General features: G+C 72.1%; 21 protein-coding genes and 1 riboswitch. Of the genes, 9 read left to right on the top strand and 12 right to left on the bottom strand.

Annotated elements, in window-relative coordinates; genetic code table 11:
• Positions 1-82 precede the first annotated feature (82 nt).
• Positions 83-1,162, top strand: a complete 1,080-nt coding sequence (locus ACIPSJ_RS33255) for a M12 family metallopeptidase (protein WP_359222959.1) — start codon at positions 83-85, stop codon at positions 1,160-1,162.
• A gap of 68 nt (positions 1,163-1,230) precedes the next feature.
• Here ACIPSJ_RS33255 and ACIPSJ_RS33250 read toward each other — a convergent pair whose 3' ends face one another.
• Complete coding sequence (locus tag ACIPSJ_RS33250; RefSeq protein ID WP_401351371.1) at positions 1,231-2,136, bottom strand: sulfurtransferase; 906 nt, start codon at positions 2,134-2,136, stop codon at positions 1,231-1,233.
• Positions 2,137-2,513: 377 nt separating this feature from the next.
• Between ACIPSJ_RS33250 and ACIPSJ_RS33245 the strand changes: the two genes are divergently transcribed.
• From ACIPSJ_RS33245 to ACIPSJ_RS33220, 6 genes are all read left to right on the top strand, one after another.
• On the top strand, positions 2,514-3,434 hold the full coding sequence (locus tag ACIPSJ_RS33245) for an ABC transporter substrate-binding protein (protein WP_401351370.1): 921 nt from the start codon (positions 2,514-2,516) through the stop codon (positions 3,432-3,434).
• 108 nt (positions 3,435-3,542) lie between these two features.
• Entirely contained in the window at positions 3,543-4,580 is a 1,038-nt protein-coding gene (locus ACIPSJ_RS33240) for an ABC transporter substrate-binding protein (protein ID WP_401351369.1), read from the top strand.
• The gene (locus tag ACIPSJ_RS33235) at positions 4,577-5,341 is read left to right on the top strand and encodes an ABC transporter permease (RefSeq protein WP_359222951.1); all 765 of its coding nucleotides are present in this window, start codon (positions 4,577-4,579) and stop codon (positions 5,339-5,341) included. Before ACIPSJ_RS33240 ends, ACIPSJ_RS33235 begins: the two co-directional genes overlap by 4 nt.
• On the top strand, positions 5,338-6,093 hold the full coding sequence (locus tag ACIPSJ_RS33230) for an ABC transporter ATP-binding protein (RefSeq protein WP_401351368.1): 756 nt from the start codon (positions 5,338-5,340) through the stop codon (positions 6,091-6,093). Before ACIPSJ_RS33235 ends, ACIPSJ_RS33230 begins: the two co-directional genes overlap by 4 nt.
• A complete protein-coding gene (locus ACIPSJ_RS33225) occupies positions 6,090-7,160 on the top strand; it encodes a phosphotransferase enzyme family protein (protein WP_401351367.1) in 1,071 nt (356 codons plus the stop codon). Before ACIPSJ_RS33230 ends, ACIPSJ_RS33225 begins: the two co-directional genes overlap by 4 nt.
• A gap of 90 nt (positions 7,161-7,250) precedes the next feature.
• Entirely contained in the window at positions 7,251-7,622 is a 372-nt protein-coding gene (locus ACIPSJ_RS33220) for a hypothetical protein (RefSeq protein WP_401351366.1), read from the top strand.
• Between the two features lie 12 nt (positions 7,623-7,634).
• Here ACIPSJ_RS33220 and ACIPSJ_RS33215 read toward each other — a convergent pair whose 3' ends face one another.
• From ACIPSJ_RS33215 to ACIPSJ_RS33165, 11 genes are all read right to left on the bottom strand, one after another.
• On the bottom strand, positions 7,635-8,762 hold the full coding sequence (locus tag ACIPSJ_RS33215; RefSeq protein WP_401351365.1) for an LLM class flavin-dependent oxidoreductase: 1,128 nt from the start codon (positions 8,760-8,762) through the stop codon (positions 7,635-7,637).
• Positions 8,755-9,837, bottom strand: a complete 1,083-nt coding sequence (locus ACIPSJ_RS33210) for an LLM class flavin-dependent oxidoreductase (protein ID WP_401351364.1) — start codon at positions 9,835-9,837, stop codon at positions 8,755-8,757. The genes ACIPSJ_RS33215 and ACIPSJ_RS33210 overlap by 8 nt, the downstream gene beginning before the upstream one ends.
• The gene (locus ACIPSJ_RS33205) at positions 9,834-11,207 is read right to left on the bottom strand and encodes an NtaA/DmoA family FMN-dependent monooxygenase (RefSeq protein WP_359222942.1); all 1,374 of its coding nucleotides are present in this window, start codon (positions 11,205-11,207) and stop codon (positions 9,834-9,836) included. The genes ACIPSJ_RS33210 and ACIPSJ_RS33205 overlap by 4 nt, the downstream gene beginning before the upstream one ends.
• Positions 11,208-11,229: 22 nt before the next feature.
• Positions 11,230-12,438, bottom strand: coding sequence for an LLM class flavin-dependent oxidoreductase (locus ACIPSJ_RS33200; RefSeq protein WP_401351363.1), 1,209 nt, complete (start codon positions 12,436-12,438; stop codon positions 11,230-11,232).
• Positions 12,439-12,505: 67 nt separating this feature from the next.
• Positions 12,506-12,601: a putative leader peptide gene (locus tag ACIPSJ_RS33195; RefSeq protein WP_355717949.1), complete on the bottom strand. Its 96-nt coding sequence runs from the start codon at positions 12,599-12,601 to the stop codon at positions 12,506-12,508.
• A 43-nt stretch (positions 12,602-12,644) separates the two neighbouring features.
• The gene (locus ACIPSJ_RS33190) at positions 12,645-13,382 is read right to left on the bottom strand and encodes a GNAT family N-acetyltransferase (RefSeq protein ID WP_401351362.1); all 738 of its coding nucleotides are present in this window, start codon (positions 13,380-13,382) and stop codon (positions 12,645-12,647) included.
• A 58-nt stretch (positions 13,383-13,440) separates the two neighbouring features.
• A complete protein-coding gene (locus ACIPSJ_RS33185; protein ID WP_365683114.1) occupies positions 13,441-14,466 on the bottom strand; it encodes an ABC transporter substrate-binding protein in 1,026 nt (341 codons plus the stop codon).
• A 65-nt stretch (positions 14,467-14,531) separates the two neighbouring features.
• Positions 14,532-15,320 carry an amino acid ABC transporter ATP-binding protein gene (locus tag ACIPSJ_RS33180; RefSeq protein WP_401351361.1) on the bottom strand — a complete coding sequence of 263 codons (789 nt, stop codon included), beginning with the start codon at positions 15,318-15,320 and terminating at the stop codon, positions 14,532-14,534.
• The gene (locus tag ACIPSJ_RS33175) at positions 15,317-16,297 is read right to left on the bottom strand and encodes an amino acid ABC transporter permease (protein WP_401351360.1); all 981 of its coding nucleotides are present in this window, start codon (positions 16,295-16,297) and stop codon (positions 15,317-15,319) included. Before ACIPSJ_RS33175 ends, ACIPSJ_RS33180 begins: the two co-directional genes overlap by 4 nt.
• Before the next feature lie 409 nt (positions 16,298-16,706).
• Positions 16,707-16,818: riboswitch (SAM riboswitch) on the bottom strand.
• 77 nt (positions 16,819-16,895) lie between these two features.
• Entirely contained in the window at positions 16,896-17,759 is an 864-nt protein-coding gene (locus ACIPSJ_RS33170) for a glutathione S-transferase C-terminal domain-containing protein (RefSeq protein ID WP_359222931.1), read from the bottom strand.
• Positions 17,760-17,850: 91 nt separating this feature from the next.
• Positions 17,851-18,018, bottom strand: coding sequence for a putative leader peptide (locus ACIPSJ_RS33165; protein ID WP_401351359.1), 168 nt, complete (start codon positions 18,016-18,018; stop codon positions 17,851-17,853).
• Between the two features lie 169 nt (positions 18,019-18,187).
• On the opposite strand from ACIPSJ_RS33165, the gene ACIPSJ_RS33160 reads away from it, so the two are divergent.
• Positions 18,188-18,445 (top strand): hypothetical protein, encoded by a 258-nt coding sequence (locus tag ACIPSJ_RS33160; protein WP_355717968.1) that lies wholly within the window; start codon positions 18,188-18,190, stop codon positions 18,443-18,445.
• Positions 18,446-18,556: 111 nt separating this feature from the next.
• Complete coding sequence (locus ACIPSJ_RS33155) at positions 18,557-19,363, top strand: hypothetical protein (RefSeq protein ID WP_359222926.1); 807 nt, start codon at positions 18,557-18,559, stop codon at positions 19,361-19,363.
• The last annotated feature ends 4 nt before the right edge of the window (positions 19,364-19,367 follow it).

Genomic DNA, 19,367 nt, shown 5'->3' with positions numbered 1-19,367 from the left:
GGGTTACTCAGCTCTGATACAGGGGGACTTGAGTAGCTTCCGACTCAGGCGCCCGGCCGGGTGAAACGGCAGTCTGGGGCGCATGACCCGACGCTACTGCTCGCTTCCGCAGCAGTCGGACCCGGTGTTCGCGCCGGGCCTGGCCGCCGAGCGGCTCGGCGCGCTCGTGGGCGGGCGGCGGATGTGGGTCAACGGCACGGTGCTGCACTACTACTTCTTCGACGCCGACACCGACACGTCGGTGATCCCGGTCCCGGGGACCGCGGAGACCCGGCTGGTGCCGTGGGCCGGTGCGAAGGAGCAGCGGGACATGGTGCGCGAGTGCTTCCGGGAGTGGCAGGACCTGGGCATCGGGGTGCGGTTCGCCGAGGTCACGGACCGGCGCGAGGCCGAGCTGCGGATCGGTTTCCAGTTGGGGGACGGCTCCTGGTCGGCGGTGGGCCGGGACGCGCTCTCGGTCGGCCGGGGCGAGCGCACCATGAACCTGGGCTGGGATCTGACGGAGCCCGGCGGGCGGTGGACGGCGCTGCACGAGATCGGGCACGCGCTCGGCATGCGGCACGAGCACCAGAGCCCGTTCGCCGGTCTGCACTGGGACGACGAGGCGGTGTACACCGATCTCTTCGGCCCGCCGAACCACTGGAGCCGGGACAAGACGCACTTCAACATCCTGCGCACGCTGGACCCGTCCGAGGCCAACGGCTCGGTGTGGGATCCGCAGTCGGTGATGCAGTACCCGTTCGGTCCGGGGCTGATCCTGGAACCGGAGCAGTACCACAACGGTCTGTACCCGCCGGGGTCGTTGTCCCCGGCGGACAAGGAGTTCGTGCTCCGCTGGTACCCGCCGGCCGACGCCCCGGCCGCGCTGGTGCCGTTCCGCTCGGCGCCGTTCCGGCTGGGGCCGGGCGAGCAGGCGGACTTCGCCGTGGAGCCGTCGGAGACCCGCGTCTACAACGTGGGGACCTTCGGCGAGAGCGACTGCGTCGTCGTGGTCTTCGAGGAGCGCGACGGGGAACCGCGCTATCTCGCGGGCCACGACGACGGAGGCACCCCGGACAACACGAGGATCAGGGTCCGGCTCGTCAAGGGCCGCCGTTACTTCGTCCGCGTCCGTCTCCATTCCACGTGGGGGTCGGGGGAGACAGCGGTCATGTGCTGGTGAGACCGGCACAGGCCCGCGACGCGGAGGTCGGACCACTGTCCGGCGCCGGGGGAAGCGGCTGCGGGACGTCACCTTCGGGGGAGGGAGGCGTCCCGCAGCCATACCCGGCCGGACTCCAGCGGCCGTTCCGGGTCCTTGGACCACTCCTCCAGCGAGCCGTCGTAGACGGAGACGTCCGTGCGTCCGAGCAGGGTGAGCGCGAGGGCCGCCCCCGCCGCCGAGATGCCGCCGCCGCAGTACAGGACGATGGGTGAGGCATCGCTCAACTCCCCTGTCTTCTCGGCGAGTCGGGGACGCGGCAGCATCCGTCCGGTCTCGTCGAGCAGCCCCCGGCCGGGCAGGCTGACGCTCCCCGGGATGTGGCCGCGGCGGCTGTAGCGGGTCGGGGCGGATCCGTCGTATCCGCCCGTCGGCAGCGCGCACACCAGTGTTCCCGGCCGCTCGCCCCGGCTGATCGCCGCCACCTCCTCGATGTCCGACCAGAGTTCGGGGCGCGGCACCGGCGTCACGGGTACGGCGGCGGGCGCGGCCTCGGCCGCACCGGTGGCGACCGGCCGCCCGGCCGCCTCCCAGGCCGCGAGGCCCCCGTCCAGTACCGCGGCCGGCACGGAGATCGCGCGCAGCATCCACCACAGGCGGGCCGCCCAGATACCGCCTCCGGTGTCGTAGGCGACGACCTCGCTGCCCTCACCCACGCCCAGCCGGGCCAGTGCGGCGGCGAGCGCGTCCGGTGCCGGAGCGGCGAAGTGGTGGGGTGCGTCGGGGTCGGAGAGGTCCCCGGTCAGGTCGGCGTGGTGGGCGCCGGGCAGATGGCGTGCGGCCCAGCCCGGGCAGCCGCTCGCCGAGCGGTGGTCGCCGTCGTGGCGGGGCGAGGGCAGCAGCGCGGTGGCGTCGAGGACGACCAGGCGGGGGTCGTCCAGGTGGGCGGCGAGCCAGGTGTCGTCGACCAGGGGGCCGGGCAGCAGGGAGGTCATGGCGGCCGATCGTACGCCCGCGACCTGCTCGTCTCGATGCGCGGGCAGCGGCGTCCCACATCCCGGACGCGGCTTGCACAGCGTCCGGGAGCTGCGGTTATGGTTTCGGCCATCTACGCGGGAGCCCCTCCCCGACCGGGCTGAGAGGGCGTCTGGGATCCGTTCGCCCTGGTGCGGACGCGGTCCCCACGGGGACGCCGACCGCACCAGCAGCGCTATGCGCCCCGCGTAGGAGTTCACGTGTCCACAGCAGTCGAGCCGCAGGTCCCGGTGTTCCGCCGAGCCGCCCGCTCCTGTTGTTGTCGCTCCTCGCACTGACACGGCCGCTTCCCTCCCGCTTCCCTCGCACCCTCGTGCGCCGCTCACGGAGTACCCCCATGCCACACATACGGGTCATGCTCGACTATTTCCATCCTTGGCCTAATTCTGCCGGTCTGTACATCTCGCGTGCCCGCGGGTGGTTCGACACCGCCGGACTCGACGTCGAGCTGGTGGTGCAGGACCCGGGACGGGGCGACACGCTGGAGTACCTGGCGCGGGGCGAGGTGGACTTCGGGATCTTCCCGCCCAACCGGCTGCTCGCCCGGCGGGCGCTGCACGGCCAGCCGCTGATCGCCGTGGCCGCCGTCAACCACCGGGGGCTGGAGGCGGTGCAGACCACGCGGTCCACCGGCATCACCCGGCCGCGTGACCTGGCCGGCCGCCGGCTCGCCTACAACCCGACTCCGCGAGGGCGGGCCATGGTCCGCCACCTGGTCGCGGCCGACGGCGGCGATCCGGACGCGGTGATCACCGTCGACGCCGGCAGCCGGGAGCTGACCGTGGACGACATCGAGGCGGGCGAGGCGGACGCGACCTTCGGCAACTACTGGTCCTGGGACGCCCTGCGCGGCGACCTGCCGGAGGACCGGCGGCTGACCTGGCCGGTGGACGAGATCGGCGCTCCCCGCTACCACAGCTACCTGCTCGGCACGAGTGAGCGACTGCTCGACGAACACCCCTCGCTGGTGCGGGACTTCCTGACCGCCACGGCCCGCGGCTACGCGTCCGCCGCCCAGCAGCCGGACACGGCACTGGAGTTGCTGGAGCGGGTCATCCCGTACTTCCCGCGACCGCTCATCGCCCGCTCACTCTCGCTGGTGGCCCCCACCTGGACGGACGCCCGGGGCCGCTGGGGCGTGATCGACGCCGACCGCATGGGCCCGTACGCGCACTGGCTCGCCGAGCACGGTGCCATCGCGCACGGCCACGACTGGGACCGGTCCTTCACCAACAGCCTGCTGGACGTGACCGCATGACCCTGCTCACCCGGCGGCTCGCCGTCGACTTCAAGCGGGTGGACAGCGCGCTGTGTCGGGCCTGACCGCCCCGCAGCCCGACTCCCCTCCGTACGAAGGAACTTCCCCATGCTCCGCCGCACCGCGCTGTCGGCCCTCGCCGCCACCGCGCTCCTCACCGTCACCACCGCCTGCTCGGCCGGCGCCGACTCCACGGCCGCCGCCCAGGACGGCACCACCACCGTCACCCTGGCCCTGGACTGGACGCCGAACACCAACCACACGGGCATCTACGTCGCCCAGGCCGAGGGCTGGTTCAAGGACGCCGGAATCGACCTGAGGATCGTCCCCTACGGTTCGACCGCGCCCGAGACCCTGATCGCGAGCCACAAGGCCGACTTCGGCATCTCCTACCAGGAGGGCGTCACCACCGCCCGCGCCGCCGGCCAGGACATCACCTCCGTCTACGCCGTGACCCAGAAGACGGACGTGACCGTGTCCGTGCGCGCCGACCGCACCGACATCACCTCGCCGAAGGACCTGGACGGCAGGACGTACGCCGGGTTCGGCGCTCCCTACGAGAAGCCGCTGCTGCAGAAGGTGATCAGGAACGCGGGCGGCAAGGGCGACTTCAAGCAGGTCACCCTCAACACCTCGGCGTACGCGGCGCTCTACGCGGGCAAGGCGGACTTCGCGATGCCGATGCCGACCTGGGAGGGCCTGGAGGCGAAGCTCAGCGGGAAACCGCTGAAGGACTTCCAGCTCTCCGACTACGGCTTCCCCGCGATCTACTCGACGCTCGTCGCCTCCTCCGACCAGTACCTGAAGAAGAACCCGGCGGTGGCGAGGAAGTTCCTCGAGGCCGTCGACAAGGGCTACCGGTACGCGGCCGACCACCCCGACCGGGCCGCGGACCTCCTCATCGCCGCCAACAAGAGCGTGCTCACCAACACCAAGCTGGTGAAGGAGAGTTCGCGGCTGCTGGCCAAGGAGTACTACCGGGGCGCCGACGGCACGATCGGCACCCAGAGCGCGGCCCGCTGGAAGGCGTTCGCCGACTTCGAGTACGGCGCCGGGCTGCTCGTCGACGCGGACGGCAAGAAGCTGACGAAGGCACCGGACACCTCCGCGTTCTTCACCGACGCCTACCTTCCGGACACCAAGTGAGGACCGTGCTGCGGTCGTTGTGGCCGCCCGCCCTGGTGCTCGCCGTGCTGCTCGGCGGCTGGCAGCTCTACGTCACCACGGCCGGCGTCGATCCGACGACGCTGCCCTCCCCCGCCCGGGTCCTGGAGCAGGGCTGGGCGAACCGCGCCGACCTGTGGGCCCAGACGCTGCCCACGCTCCAGGAGACGCTGCTGGGCTTCGCGCTGTCGTTCACGGCGGCCTGGCTGGTGGCGGTGGTGCTGGACTTCTCGTCCGCCGCCCGCCGCGGCCTGTACCCCCTGCTGGTGGCCTCGCAGACGATCCCGGTGGTCGCCGTGGCACCCCTGCTGATCATCTGGTTCGGCTTCGGGCTGCTGCCGAAGATGCTGGTGGTGACGCTGACGACGTTCTTCCCGCTGGCCGCCAACCTGGCCGCCGGGTTCGCGGCGACCGACCGGGAGGCGATGCGGCTGCTGCGGTCCCTGGGGGCGGGCCGGTGGCGGACGTTCCGGCTGGTGCGGGTACCGGGGGCGATGCCGTACTTCTTCACGGGGCTGCGGGTGAGCATCACCTACGCCGTGGTCGGCGCGGTCTTCGCGGAGTACGCGGGCGCCGAGTCGGGGCTCGGCATCTACATGCAGGCGCAGAAGAGCGCGTTCCGGACGGACCTGGTGTTCGCCGCGGTGGCGGTCACGGCCGCGCTGAGCGTCGCGCTGTTCGGCGCGACCTATCTGGTGCAGCGGCTGGTGCTGCCCTGGGAGCGGAAGGAGCGCCGGTCATGAGCGGACTGCGGGTGACGGGGGTGAGCAAGTCCTTCGGCACGCTCGATGTGCTGCGCGACCTCGAACTGGCCGTGGAGCCGGGCGAGTTCGCGGCCGTCATCGGACCGAGCGGCAGCGGCAAGAGCACCCTGTTCAACCTGGTGTCGGGGCTGGACCGGCCGACCTCGGGGCAGGTGCTGGTGGAGGACGAACCGGCCGGGGTGGCCTCCGGCAAGGTCGCCTACATGCCGCAGAAGGACCTGCTGTTCCCCTGGCGGACGGTGCTGGACAACACGGCGCTGGGCCTGGAGGCACAGGGCGTCCGGAAGAAGGAGGCACGGGCACGCGCCGGGGCGCTGTTCGCCGACTTCGGGCTGGAGGGATTCCAGCGGGCGTATCCGTCCGAGCTCAGCGGCGGTATGCGGCAGCGGGCCGCGCTGCTGCGCACGGTGGTGCTCGGCCGGCCGGTGCTGCTGCTGGACGAGCCGTTCGGCGCGCTGGACTCGCTGACCCGCACCGAGCTGCAGCTGTGGCTGGCCGGGATGTGGCAGCGCCACCGCTGGACGGTCGTCCTGGTGACCCACGACATCCGGGAGGCGGTCCTGCTCGCGGACACCGTCCATGTGCTGTCCCCGCGTCCGGCCACCGTGGTCGACCGGGTGGCGGTGCCGCTGCCGCACGGCGAACGGGACTTCACCGCACCGGAGTTCACGGCCGTGGAACGCCGGATCCTGGACGCCCTGCGCGGTACGACGGCGGTGACGGCACCGTGAGCGCGCACCTCTCCCACGGTCTGGGCACCGAGCTGGTCGAGCCGGACTGGCCGCCGCTGACCGACGCCGAGGTCACGGACGTGGTGGGCCCGGCGCGGGTGGTGTGGCGCAGCCCGCGCCCGCTGTCGGCGGCGGCCGTCGTGGAGCGGGACGGACGGCGGCTGTTCGTGAAGCGGCACCATGTCCGGGTACGGCCGCCGGAGGCCCTCGCCGAGGAGCACGCCTTCCTGCGCCATCTGGGAGAGCGCGGGGCGCCGGTGGTGCGGGTGCTGGACGCGGGGGCGCGCGGCGAGTGGACGTACGAGGTGCACTCCACCGGGACCGGCACCGACCTCTACCGGGACGCCCTGTCCTGGTCGCCGTTCGTCGGCCCGGCCCACGCCCGGGCGGCCGGCGAGGCACTGGCCCGGCTCCATCTGGCGGCGGAGGGTTTCACCGCGTCCCGCCGTGCCCCGCGCCCCCTGGTCGCCTCCTTCACGGTGTTCGCGACCCCGGACCCCCGGCCGGCCCTGGACGCGTACATCGCCGAACGGCCGCTTCTGGCAGCGGCGTTGGCGGACTTCCCGTGGCGGAGGGACACCGAACGCGTCCTGCTCCCCCTGCATGAGCGGCTGGCCCCGCACCTCTCCGGGCTGGCCCCGCTGTGGACCCACAACGACTGGCACGCCTCCAATCTCCTGTGGGGCGAGGACGGCGAGGTGTCCACGGTCCTGGACTTCGGCATGAGCGACCGCACGACCGCCGTGCACGACCTGGCCACCGCGCTGGAACGCAACACCGTGCAGTGGCTGAGCCCCGACCGCCCGGTCCGGGAACGGGACGCGGTGGCGCTGCTGCGCGGCTACCAGTCGGTCCGCCCCCTCTCCCCGCCCGAGTCGGCGGCCCTCCCCGCCCTTCTCCCCCTGGTCCACGCCGAGTTCGCCCTCTCCGAGCTGGACTACTTCCACGGGGTCACCCGGTCGGCGGAGAACGCGCGGCTGGCGTACGAGTACTACGTCGGGCACGCCGAGTGGTTCCACGGGCGGGCGGGGCGCGGGCTCGTGGAGCTGGTGGCGGCGGAGGTCTGAGGCTCCGGAGGCGCTCCGTACCCGACAGAGGATGTCGGGTACGGGGCCTAGCGTGAGCGCGGTATCAGTCCCGCTCCCGAGGAGTGCCACGTGATCAACGGCTATGTCATCGGTGAAAGCCTGTGCCCCGGCGCCGAGTTCGCCCCCGCCGGGGTCCGGCTGCGCGCGGTCCGGCGGCTCGACGTCTCGGCGAGCGCCACCGATGCGCAGCCCGGCCGGTGGACCCTCGTGGAGTGGGAGGCCGACGAGGCTCTCGCCGGTCCGCTCGCGGTGGCGCTCGCCGACGTCCTGCGCCCGGAGAACGGCTGGTACGCCGACTTCACGGCCGGGGACGAGCGTGTGGTCGTGTTCGCCGGGAGGGTGTTCCGGTACCGGCGCGGGGACGGGGCCGGGCGTGAGGCCGCGGTCGCGTACGGGCGGTCGGTGGGCACGCCGGAGCATCAGCTGGACTGGAGGGAGTGAGCCGGGAGTGGCTCACCGCCTCGCCCACTCCTGGGCGAGGAGTTCGTACGAGCGGACGCGGTCGCGTGGGTCGTGGGTGATCGTCGTGATGAGCAACTCGTCGGCGCCGGTGGCCTCCTGGAGCTGTTCCAGGCGGTCGGCGACGTGCTGGGGGCTGCCGACGAACTGGGTGTCGAGGCGGTCCTGGACCAGGGCGCGGTCCTCGGCCGTCCAGACGTGGGCACGGGCCTCCTCGGGCGTGGGGAAGGGGATCGCTCCCTCGGCCGTACGGATGCTGCGGACCCAGGGGCCGTAGCCGGTGGCGAGTTCGCGGGCGGTGGCGTCGTCCGCGGCGACCACCACGTCGGCGGAGACACTGACGTAGGGCTTGCCGAGGCGGTCGGAGGGCTGGAAGAAGGAGCGGTAGCCGTCGACCGCCTCCAGGACGGTGGCCGGGCTGACGTGGTAGTTGGCGGCGAAGGGCAGGCCCCGGGCGCCCGCGGCCTCGGCGCTCTCGCCGCCGCTGCTGCCCAGGATCCACACCTCGATGTCGGCGCCCTCCCCGGGGACGACATGGGCCTCGGCGCCGTCCTCGGTGCGGTAGGTGCCGGCGAGCAGCGCGAGGATGTCGTCGAGCTGCCCGGCGTACTCCGGGGACTCGGCGTTCGGGAGCAGGAGCAGCCGGCGCTGGAGGGCGATGCGCGGGGAGCCGAGGAGGTGGGCGAAGGAGAAGCGGGGCGGGATGAGGAGGCCGTTGGGCGCCCGGCCGTCGACCACGGGGGTCGCGGTGGCCGGCGGGGTGGTCCGCTCTCCCGGTGGCCGTCCTGCGGAGCGGCCCAGGCCCAGGTCGAGGCGGCCCGGGTGCAGGGCGTCGATCAGGCCGAACTCCTCCACCGTGGACAGCGCGGTGCGATGGCCCAGCTGTACGGCGCCGGAGCCGAGCCGGATCCTGGAGGTCGCCGCGGCGGTCAGTGCGAGGACGACCGCCGGGGAGGTGCCGGCGACGCCCGGGTTCAGGTGGTGCTCGGCGAACCAGTAGCGGGCGTAGCCGAACTCCTCGGCGCGCCGAGCGAGTTCGATGGAGTTGCGCAGGGCGTCGGCGGCGGTGGCGCCGCTCGGGATCGGCACCAGGTCGAGGACGCCGAGGGGGATGTCAGACATGGGCGGGCTCCTCGACGGCCGGCAGTACAGGGGCCCAGGCGAACGGCGGGTCCGGGATCTCCTCGCGGAGCACGGGCGCGACCGCGGACTGGAACAGTTCGAGGGAGTTGCGGTGCTGAGTGTCCGTCAGACCGCCCGCGTCCGCGTGCAGATGCAGGACGGTGTGCCCGAACCGCTCGTGGTAGCGGTGGACCTTGTCGATGATCTGCTGGGGGCTGCCGATCAGCGCCGAGCTGCGCTCGACGAAGTCCTCGACCGTCTCGAAGACCACCGGCAGACCGGCCTTCTTCTGGAACGCGAGGTTGCTCTCGAAGATCGGCCGGTACACCTCCACCGCCTCCTGCGAGGTGGGCGCCGCGTACAGGCCCGCGCTGCCCGCGCCGACGGCGATGTCCGCCGGGTCGTGCCCGTAGTGCTCCCAGCGCTCCCGGTAGTAGCGGATCAACTCGGCGTACGGCTCTATGGGGTTGGTGACGTTCGCGGAGAACAGCGGGTCGCCGTAGCGGGCGGCGAGGTCCACGGACTCCTTGCTGGTGGCGCTGCCGTGCCAGACCCGGACCGGCTTCTGGTAGGGGCGCGGCCAGACCTCGGCGTCGGTCAGCGGCGGGCGGAAGCGCGTGTCCGCGGTGACCTTGTCCTGCCGCCAGATCCGCCGGAACACCTCGTAGCTCTCGGCGTTGCGGTCCCACTGGTCCTCGGGGGTGACGTGGAACAGCTCGCGCTGGGCGGCGCCGTTGCCCTTGCCGATGATCAGGTCGAGGCGGCCCTCGGAGAGGTGGTCGAGGGTCGCGTAGTCCTCGTACGCCCGGACCGGGTCCAGCAGGCTGAGCGTGGTGACGGCGGTGAACAGCCGGATGCGCCGGGTGCGGGCGGCGACATGGCTGAGGACGACGGTCGGGGAGGAGGAGATGAACGGCCGCTCGTGCCGCTCCCCCACCCCGAAGCCGTCGAAGCCCAGTTCCTCGGCGAGCACCGCGTTGTCGAGGACCTCCCGGAACCGGTCGTGGGTCGGCTTCCGGACGCCGGTGAGCGGGTCCGGGCGGTGCACGATCAGGGTGATCGCCAGGAACTTCACGACGCGGCCCGTTCGCCGCGCGTGTCGTCGGGGTGGGAGAGGCCCAGGTGGTCGCGGAGGGTGGTGCCTTCGTACTCGGTGCGGTACACGCCCTGTTCCTGGAGCAGCGGTACGACCGTGTCGGCGAAGACGTCGAGGCCGCCGGGGGTGATGTGCGGGACCAGGATGAAGCCGTCGGAGACGTCGGCCTGCACGAAGTCGTTGATCGTCCTCGCGACGGTGTCCGGGGAGCCGACGAAGGTCTGCCGGTTGCCGGTGTTGATCACGAGGTCGCGGATGGACCACTTGTTGGCCTCGGCCAGCTCCCGCCACTCACGGGCGATGGCGAGCGGGTCGCGGTACATCCTGACCTGGGCCCGGCCCCGGGAGATGTGCTCCTCGCCGACCAGCGGGTCGACGTCCGGCAGCGGGCCCTCCGGGTCGTACGACGACAGGTCCCGGTTCCAGACGAACTCCAGGTGCTTGAGGGCCGTCGCCCCGCTGACCTGCTGCCGGCGAACCTGGTGGGCGATCTCCTCGGCCTCCTCGTCGGTGTCGCCGAGGACGAAGCTGGCTGCGGGCAGGATGAGCAGGTCGCCGGGGGCCCGGCCGTACTTGGCGAGGCGGGACTTCACGTCCGTGTAGAAGGCCTGGCCGGCGTCGAGGGTGGCGTACCGGCTGAAGATCGCGTCGGCACCGGAGGCGGCGAACTCCCGGCCCTCGTCGGACTCGCCTGCCTGGAAGATCACCGGGCGGCCCTGCGGGGAGCGCGGCACGTTGAACTGGCCGTGGATGTCGAACTGGGCGCCCTTGTGCACGAAGGAGCCCGCGCCCGCGTCCCGCAGGAAGGTGCCGGTGGCCTGGTCGGCGAGGATCTCGTCGCCGTGCCAGGAGTCGAAGAGCTCGTTGGCGGTGGTGAGGAACTCCTTGGCGCGGGAGTAGCGCTCATCCTGCGGGAGGAAGCCGCCGCGGCGGAAGTTCTCGCCGGTGAAGGCGTCCCAGGAGGTGACCACGTTCCAGGCGGCCCGGCCGCCGGAGAGGTGGTCGAGGCTGGCGAACTGGCGGGCCACCTCGTAGGGCTCGTTGAAGGTGGAGTTGATGGTGCCGGTCAGGCCGAGGTGCTCGGTGACGGCGGCCAGCGCGGCGAGGATCGTGAAGGTGTCGGGGCGGCCGACCACGTCCAGGTCGTATATCTTCCCGCCCTGTTCGCGCAGCCTCAGGCCCTCGGCCAGGAACAGGAAGTCGAACCGGGCGCGTTCGGCGGTCCTCGCGAAGTGCGCGAAGGAGCTGAACTCGATGTGGCTGCCGGCGGCCGGATCGCTCCACACGGTGGTGTTGTTGACGCCCGGGAAGTGGGCGGCCAGGTGGATCTGCTTCAGCGGCTTGCTCATGACGGGGTGCGGTCCTTCCGGCTCAGGCGGCGGCGTAGCGGTTGGCGGGGCGGGCGAGCCCGAGCAGGCCGCGCAGGGTGTCGGCCTCGTAGGCGGTCCGGAAGCGGCCGCGGCGCTGGAGTTCGGGGACCAGGTCCGCGGTGATGCGCGGCAGGTCGTGGCCGAGCACGGCGGGCCGGAGCCGGAAGCCGGTCAGCCCCTCGGCTGCGAACTCCTCCAGGAGATCGGCGAGTTGGGCGGCCGTCCCGGTGAAGATCCGGGTGTCGCTGGTGAGCGCTCCGCCGTCCAGGGCGTCCAGGCGTTCCTTGCGGGCGGCGGCGGTGGCCGGTTCGTCGTCCAGGAAGACCACGAGGTCGCCGAAGACGTGCACGGTGTCGCCGGCGCGTCCGGCGGCCTCCTGCTCGGCGCGGATCTCGGCGACGATCGCACGGGCCTCGGCGGTGTCGTGCGGGGTGATGTAGCCGACGTCGGTCTGGCGGGCGATCAGCCGGTAGGGGACGCTCTGGTGGCCGAGGGCGGTGACGAGCGGCTGGCCCTGCGGCGGGCGCGGGGTGATGGAGGGGCCCTTGACGCTGAAGTGGCGGCCCTCGAAGTCGATGTAGTGCAGCTTGTCGCGGTCGACGAAGCGGCCCGTGGCGGCATCCCGGATCTCGGCGTCATCCTCCCAGCTGTCCCAGAGCCGGCGCACGACCTCGACGTAGTCGGCGGCCTCGCCGAAGTGGTCGTCGAGCCGCTCCTGCCCCGCCGGGGAACCCAGTTCCGCCAGGTCGATCGGCGGGAAGACGCGCCGGCCGAAGTGGTCCGCCTCGTGCGGGCGGGCGGAGACCTGCACCCGCAGCCCCGCGCGGCCGGTGCTCACGTAGTCCAGGGTGGCGATCGCCTTGGAGATGTGGAACGGCTCGGTGTGGGTGGCGATCACCGTCGGCACCAGGCCGATGTGGCGGGACAGGGGCGCGACCCGGGAGGCGGTCAGGACGGCGTCCAGGCGGCCCCGGACCTGGTCGGTGCGGCCGTCCAGCTCGCCGAAGTGCGAGGACTGCAGGCCGAGGCCGTCCTCGAAGGTGACGAAGTCGAGCAGACCGCGCTCGGCCTCGGCGACCAGGTCGGCCCAGTATCCGGCGGTGAACAGGTCGCGGGGGCGGGCGGCCGGCTCGCGCCAGGAGGCGGGGTGCCAGCCGGTGCCGTCGAGGGCGACGGCGAGGTGCAGGGGAGAAACGGGTGCTGAGGACACGGAGGTGCCTTCCTGAAGATCCGTACGAGGGCACGCCGGTGCGGGGGCGTGGCGGGGTGGGAACGGGTCAGGAGCAACAGAGCGCGGCGGCCACGCGCTGGAGGTCGATGTGGGGCCGGGAGTGCAGGACGGTTCGGCGGCTGGGGCTGAGGACACGTGTCACGTCCCGCACCTCCCGGCCTGCTCCGCGTGCATCCCGTCGTGACTCACAACTGACCGGCGTTCGTGGATGTTCCCGGGGTGCGCAGCAGCAGGGTGCGGCCGCGCAGGCGCTCGGTGAAGCCGATCGACTCGTAGAGCCGGATCGCCGTGGCGTTGCCCGGTGCCGCGTGCAGGAACGGGGTGTCGCCGCGGTCCCGGATGCCGGCGGCGACCGCGCGCACCAGGCGGGTCGCCAGGCCCCGGCCTCGATGGTCGGGGTCGGTGCAGACGGCGCTGATCTCCGTCCAGCCGGGCGGCCGCAGGCGCTCCCCCGCCATGGCGATCAGCCGTCCGCGGTGCCGGATGCCGAGATAGGTGCCCATCTCGACGGTCCGGCGGCGGAACGGCCCCGGCTCGGTGCGGGCGACGAGGTCCAGCATCTCGGGCACGTCGCCGGGTCCGAGCCGTACCGCCTCGGGGTCGGGCTCGGCCCGCAGGGCCGTGGCGACGAACTGGACGCCCGTGCCGCCGCCGACGACCTCCCAGCCGGGCGGGGCCTGCTCGACCGGCTTGATCTTCACGGTGACGCCGGGGCCCACGAGCGTGTGCAGGTCGGCCCAGGCGTCCGGGTCGGTGGGGTCGGCGAGGGCCGCGTAGGCGTAGACGTCGTCGGGATACCGGGCCGCCCGCCCGAACCGCTCCGCCAGGTGGGCGTGCGGGCCGGTCAGGGCGGACCATACGGCGTTGTCGAGCACGGCGGTGCCAAGGTCTCCGCCGCCGCGGACGTCGGTGGGGACGGTCACGGTGGCGGAGTCCTCTCTTGCTTCAACCGACATGGTGCACGGTGTTCTTGATGACTGATCAGGAGTTGTCGAGGGGCAGTCCGGGCGGGTTGACCTCGGACTTGGCGACGGCCTCGTCGGAGAGGTTGTAGGCCTTGAGCCACTCGGCGTACTGGCCGTTCTTGATCAGGTAGTTGATGGCGTCGGCGAGCGGCTTGGCGAGTCCGCTGTCCTTCTTGGCGGTGGCCGCGATCAGGCCCTGCAGGCTGGCGCCGGCGCCCGAGTAGGTGCCCGCGGTGCGGGTGGCGTTGGGCGTGTTCGCCGTCTGCTTGTTGTGGTAGGCGAAGCCGGGGTTGGGGCCGAAGGAGGCGTCGATCTTCCCGCTGTTGAGGGCCAGGAAGGTGCTGGTGCTGTCCTGGAAGTACTTGACGGTGAGCTTCTTGCCCTCCTTGGCCAGCTTCGCCTTCCACTCCAGGAGGATCTTCTCCTGGTTGGTGCCGGAGCCGACGGCGATCGTCTTGCCGGCGAGGTTCTCGTAGTCGCCGTCGAAGTTCCAGGTGCTCTTCTTCGGCACGATGAAGGCGAGGTTGTCCTGCCGGTAGGAGGCGAACTCGTACTTCTTCTTGCGCTCTTCGGTGATCGTGATGTTGGAGAGGGCCACATCGACCTTGCCGCTGTCGATGCCGACGAACATGTTCTCCCAGGTGGCGTTCTTGACCTCCGGCGTGAGTCCGAAGACGGCGGCGATCAGCCGGGCGAGGTCGGGCTCGGAGCCGGTCAGGGTCTTCTGGTCGCTGCCGACGTACGCCAGCGGCGGGAATCCGGCGGGCAGGGCGCCCTCGCCGATGACGAGCTTGCCGCTCTTGCGGACGGCCGCCGGCAGTTCGGCGCTGATGGACTTGACCTCGGAGACCTTGATGGTGGTCTGGGTGCCGGCGCCGTTGGAGACCCGTCCGACGACGACCTCGCCGGACTTGGCGCTGTCGGTGGTGGTGGCCGCGTCGCTGTCGCCCCCGCAGGCGGCGAGCCCGGTGGCGAGGGTGGCGACGGCGGTGGCCGCGGTGATGCCTCTGAGCAGGCTGCGTCGGGTGAGGTGGGTGGGCATGGCCGTTCCTTGTCGCTGGAAGAGGGTGCTGAGGGTTGGCGTGGGGGGAAATCTGGGGGTGCGGTTCACAGGACCTTGCTGAGGAAGTCCCTGGTCCGTTCGTGCCGCGGTTTGTCGAGGACCTCGGAGGGCGGGCCCTGCTCGACGATCCGGCCCTCGTCGATGAAGACGACCCGGTCGGCGATCTCGCGGGCGAAGCCGATCTCGTGGGTGACGATGACGAGCGTGGTGCCGCTGGTGGCCAGGTCCTTGATGACGGCGAGGACCTCGCCGACCAGTTCCGGGTCCAGGGCGGAGGTGGGCTCGTCGAAGAGGATCACGCCGGGGCGCAGGGCGAGGGCGCGGGCGATGGCGACGCGCTGCTGCTGGCCGCCGGAGAGCTGGCGGGGGTAGGCGCCGACGCGCTCGCCGAGGCCGACCCGCTCCAGGAGTTCCTTGGCCAGGGCCTGCGCCTCGGGCTTGGTGAGCTTCCCGGTGGCGACGGGGGCGGCGGCCACGTTGTCGAGGACGGTCAGGTGCGGGAAGAGGTTGAAGTTCTGGAAGACGAAGCCGATCCGGCCGCGCTGGGCCAGGATGGCGCGCTCGCTCAGTTCCTTGAGCCGCTCGCCCTGCCGTTTCACCCCGATCGGTTCGCCGTTGATGCTGACATGGCCGATCTCGGGCTTCTCCAGGTGGTTGATGACCCTGAGGAGGGTGGACTTGCCCGAGCCGGACGGGCCGAGGATGACGGTGACCTCGCCGGGGCGGATGGTCAGGTCGATGCCGTCGAGGACGCGGTGGGTGCCGTACCACTTGTGGACGTCGTGGATCTCCAGGGCGGCGGGGGCCGTCTCCAGGGTGTCGGTGCTGCTCATACGGCGGCCTCCCGGCGGATGCGGGCCCGCAGGTCGGTGAGGCCGGCCCGGAGCTTCTGCAGGGGCGTCGGCGGCAGTGCGCGGGTGGCGCCGCGGGCGTAGTACCGCTCGACGTAGAACTGGATCACGGAGACGACGCTGGTCAGGATCAGGTACCAGACGGTCACCACCAGGAGCAGCGGCACGATGTCGCCGGGGTAGGTGGAGCCCATGCTCTGCGCGGTCCCGAAGAGGTCGAGCAGCGAGACGTAGAAGACCAGCGAGGTGCCCTTGATCAGGCCGATCAGCTGGTTGACGTAGTTCGGGGTGATCGACCTGAGGGCCTGCGGGAAGACGATCCTGCGGAACTGGTAGCCCTTGGGCAGGCCGAGCGCGGCGGCGGCCTCGTGCTGGCCCTGGTCCACGGAGAGGATGCCGCCGCGGACCACCTCGGCCGCGTAGGCGGCCTCGTTGAGGCTGAGACCGATGACGGCGATCACCATGTCGGTGGCGAGTTTCGACTCGTCGAAGGAGAAGAAGGCCGGCCCGAAGGGGACGCCGACGCTCAACGTCTTGTACAGGGCGCTGAAGTTGTAGAGGAAGAGCAGGACCACGATGAGCGGGATGGAGCGCAGCGCCCAGACATAGGTCCAGCTGACCGCGCGCAGCACCGGGCTCTTCGAGAGCCGGGCCAGGGCGAGCAGGATGCCGCCGAGCAGGCCCAGTACCGCGCTGTAGGCGGTGACTTCGAGGGTGATGACCAGTCCGTCGAGGAGGGTCGGCCGCAGGAACCAGTAGCCGAAGCGGTCCCACTGGTAGAAGGGGTTGGTCACCAGCCCGTGGGCGAACTGGGCGACCAGGACCAGGACGGCGGCGGTGGCGATCCACCGTCCGGGTCGGCGCAGCGGGAGAACTCGCTGCGCTGCCAATGGTTTTGACGGTTTGTCAGCGGGGGGCGCGGCGGGCGCGGTTATGGTGGCGCCTGGGGGTTCACTCATGGCGGGCTCCGGCGGAGTCGGACACCCCTGGTGCCGCGGCCGGGAACGCGGTACCGCGCCGTGTTCGGGCACGGCACGGCACGCGGGGCGCGCGGGATGCGGGGGTGGGCGGACGGCGTCACACCGGGCGGCCGGTGTCTACGTCAGAGAAGCGGTGTCTACGTCAGGAAAGCCGAGCGGCGAGAACTGCGGGGCGAAGGCGGAAGAGCCTGGTCAGACCCGACAGCGGGCACAGCCCGGTGCGGTACACGCGCTACACAGGGCGCTGTTGACACGGAGCAGGTCGACGGCACGGTCGGCGACGAGCGGGCTCGGATACGGCTGTACGCAGCCCTGGGCACGGCGCTCGGCCGTCCTGGAGGCTGCGTACATGTCCGTCACCTGTCTTGTGTGATGGCCCCGGGGCGGGGCCTCGCGCTTACCGAACGTCGTCATCCGGTCCGGTCGTCACCTGGGGCACCCCACCGCGATGCGAGGGTTGCCGGTCAGCAAGCCAGGGCTTGATGCTGACGCTCTTGACCGTTCTGGTCCGTAAGTAACGCAGTTGCCCGAACGAATGTCAACGCCTGTCCAGCTGGCGAAACGGTTCGGGCCGCTCTCACCTGCGGGAAACGTCCGCCGCATGGCCGGCCCAGTCCAGGATCTGGACGGCCGCGCCGGCGGCTTCCAGGCCCTGGCAACGGCCGTGGTGGCGGCGGGCGATGCCGTCGAGGTCGAGGTGGGCGCCGAAGGCCGGATGCGCGGCCAGCCGCCGGGCGTAGGCCCACAGCACCGGGTGGTCGGCGATGCGGTGCACGGCGGAGGCGTCCAGATGGGTGCGGTGCACGGTGTCGAGTTGCACCAGCGCCACCCACAACTCGATGTCAGCGGCGGTGAGCTGACCGCCGATCAGGAACTCCACCCCGGTCAGCCGGCGCTCCAGCTCGTCCAGGGTGGCGAGCAGCGTCTCCAGTGCCTCCGGGTCGCCGCCCTCGCGCCCGGCGCGCTGTGCGGCCTGTTCGACGCCCTCCGCGCAGAGCCGCTCGACGGCCTCGATCTCGGCCTCGGCGCCGCACGGGTGGAGCCGGGTGACGCCGTCGCCGAAGTGCCGGTCCAGGTCGCGCAGGATGTCACGGCTGTGGGTGCTGACGATCCGGCCGGACCAGTCGTCGCTGAGCACGGGCGCCAGGGCCGGTCCCACGTAGCGGTGGGCGCTCGCCTCGTACAGCGGGCGCAGCGCCGTGTGGCTGCCGTCGGGACAGTCGGGGACCGCGGGCAGGAAGGTGACCGGACAACAGTCGTCGAGGCCGAGCAGGCTGTGGCCGACGGCGATGCGCAGGCCGTCGGCACAGGCGGTGGCCAGATGGAGCCGGTAGCGGCGCGGCACCGCGTAGTGGCCGCTGCGCGCGTCGCGGCCGATGCGGCCCCGGAAGGCGGGGGCGGTGCGGACGGACGGCAGGGCGGCGAGCGGAGTGATGGACATGCGTCTCCCCAGATGCGGGCGCGCGGACGTACGCGCGGCGGAAGCGTTCGTCGGTGGGCGGGGGCCCGGCTCGTGCGGGGCGAGCGGGCGTTCAGCCCCTGCGGCCGAGGGCTCTGCGGCCGGTCGCGCCGAGGCCGGTGGCGCCGAGGCTGATGGCGCTGCACACACGCTGCAGATCGATGTGCAGGCGGGAGGTGAGCAGGGGGGCCGCCCAGGGCGTACGGCTCTCTCGGCGCGGTCTGCCGGTGAGCGTGCGCACGCGACCCATCTTTCCCTACCTTTTCACTAGGATTCCCATCTGGAGTGTCGATCCGCCTCCGCCCGACGTCAAGGGGGCGTCCACGCCTGGGACACCCGGCCCCGGGTTGCCGCCGGACGGCGGGGGCGGTCCGCTGGAGACGCAGGCCGAGTGACAGGAGCCGGATCCGATGAGCGAGCCCCCGGGTCCCGGGCCCGTGCCCGGGGCCGTGCCCGAGACCTTCGCGTTCGCCTGCGGGCGGTGCGGCAAGGCCTGGGAGGCCACCTTCCAGGCGGTGTTCTTCATCGACCCGATCGCCGACCCGGACCTGCAGAGCACCCAGGAGTACGTCGACGAGGCCGGGCGGGCGGTCCGCTCACCGCTCGCGGACGCGGTGTGCCCGCGCTGCGGCAGCCGCCGGGTGCGGATCACCGCCCCCGGATCGTGACACTCCCGCACCGCGCCCCGGCACTCACCCGAATGGCCCGTGCGGGTGGTCCGTGGTCCCGGCGGATGGTGGCGTGGAGGGAGCTACCGCGTTCCCGAGGAGGCAGTCGCGATGACCCGTCCGTCCCGACCCGCGCGTGTTCTCGCCTCGGCCCTGGCGGCGGGAACCCTGCTCGCCACGGCGGCCTGTGCGGACGAGAGCGGCGCCCCCGAGGCCGTGTCCGTCTCGGCCGCAGCCGAGCGCTCCCCCTCCCCGTCGGCGACGCCGGCCCTCACCGGGGCCGGCGCGCAGGCCGCGCTGATCACGCCGGCCGACATCGAGAACGACTGGCAGGTCGCCACCGACGCCGCGACCTGGCGCAACTCCATGCTGATCGGCAAGGTCGACGTGGCCGGCTTCCTCACCGCCAAGTCCGACGCCGCCGACTGCCAGCGGCTGCTGGACGGCCTCTACTCCGACAGCCTCCTCGGCCGCGCCACCGGCGCCTCCGCCCTGCGCGGCTTCACCTCGGAGGACTCCCGGATGCTGTACCAGGTCGGGGACTACGGCTCGGCGAACGTCGACGCCACCCTGGACTGGATGAAGACCCTGCCGGAGAAGTGCAACCAGTTCACGGCCACCGGCCAGGACGGCGGCAAGCGGACGGTGCAGGTCGTGGCGCTGGAGGTGCCGAAGGCGGGCGACGCGCGCGAGGCCCTGACGGTGACCGTCCAGGGCACCGCCGCGGGCCAGCCGTCCACCTTCAGCACGGATGTCGCGATCCTGCGCGTCGGCGCCTCCGGGGCGGCCGTCACCAACGGCGGCCTCTCCGCCGTCGACCACGACAGCACCGACCGCGCGGTACAGGGCGGCGCCCAGCGCCTCAAGGACGTCCTGTCCGGCAAGACCCCCGCCCCGCTGCCCAGTCAGTGGGACTGAGCCG

Origin of the sequence: Streptomyces sp. NPDC090088 (genome assembly GCF_044747345.1) — a bacterium.
Lineage (GTDB): Bacteria > Actinomycetota > Actinomycetes > Streptomycetales > Streptomycetaceae > Streptomyces.
This window is presented reverse-complemented; position numbering and strand designations above follow the sequence as displayed.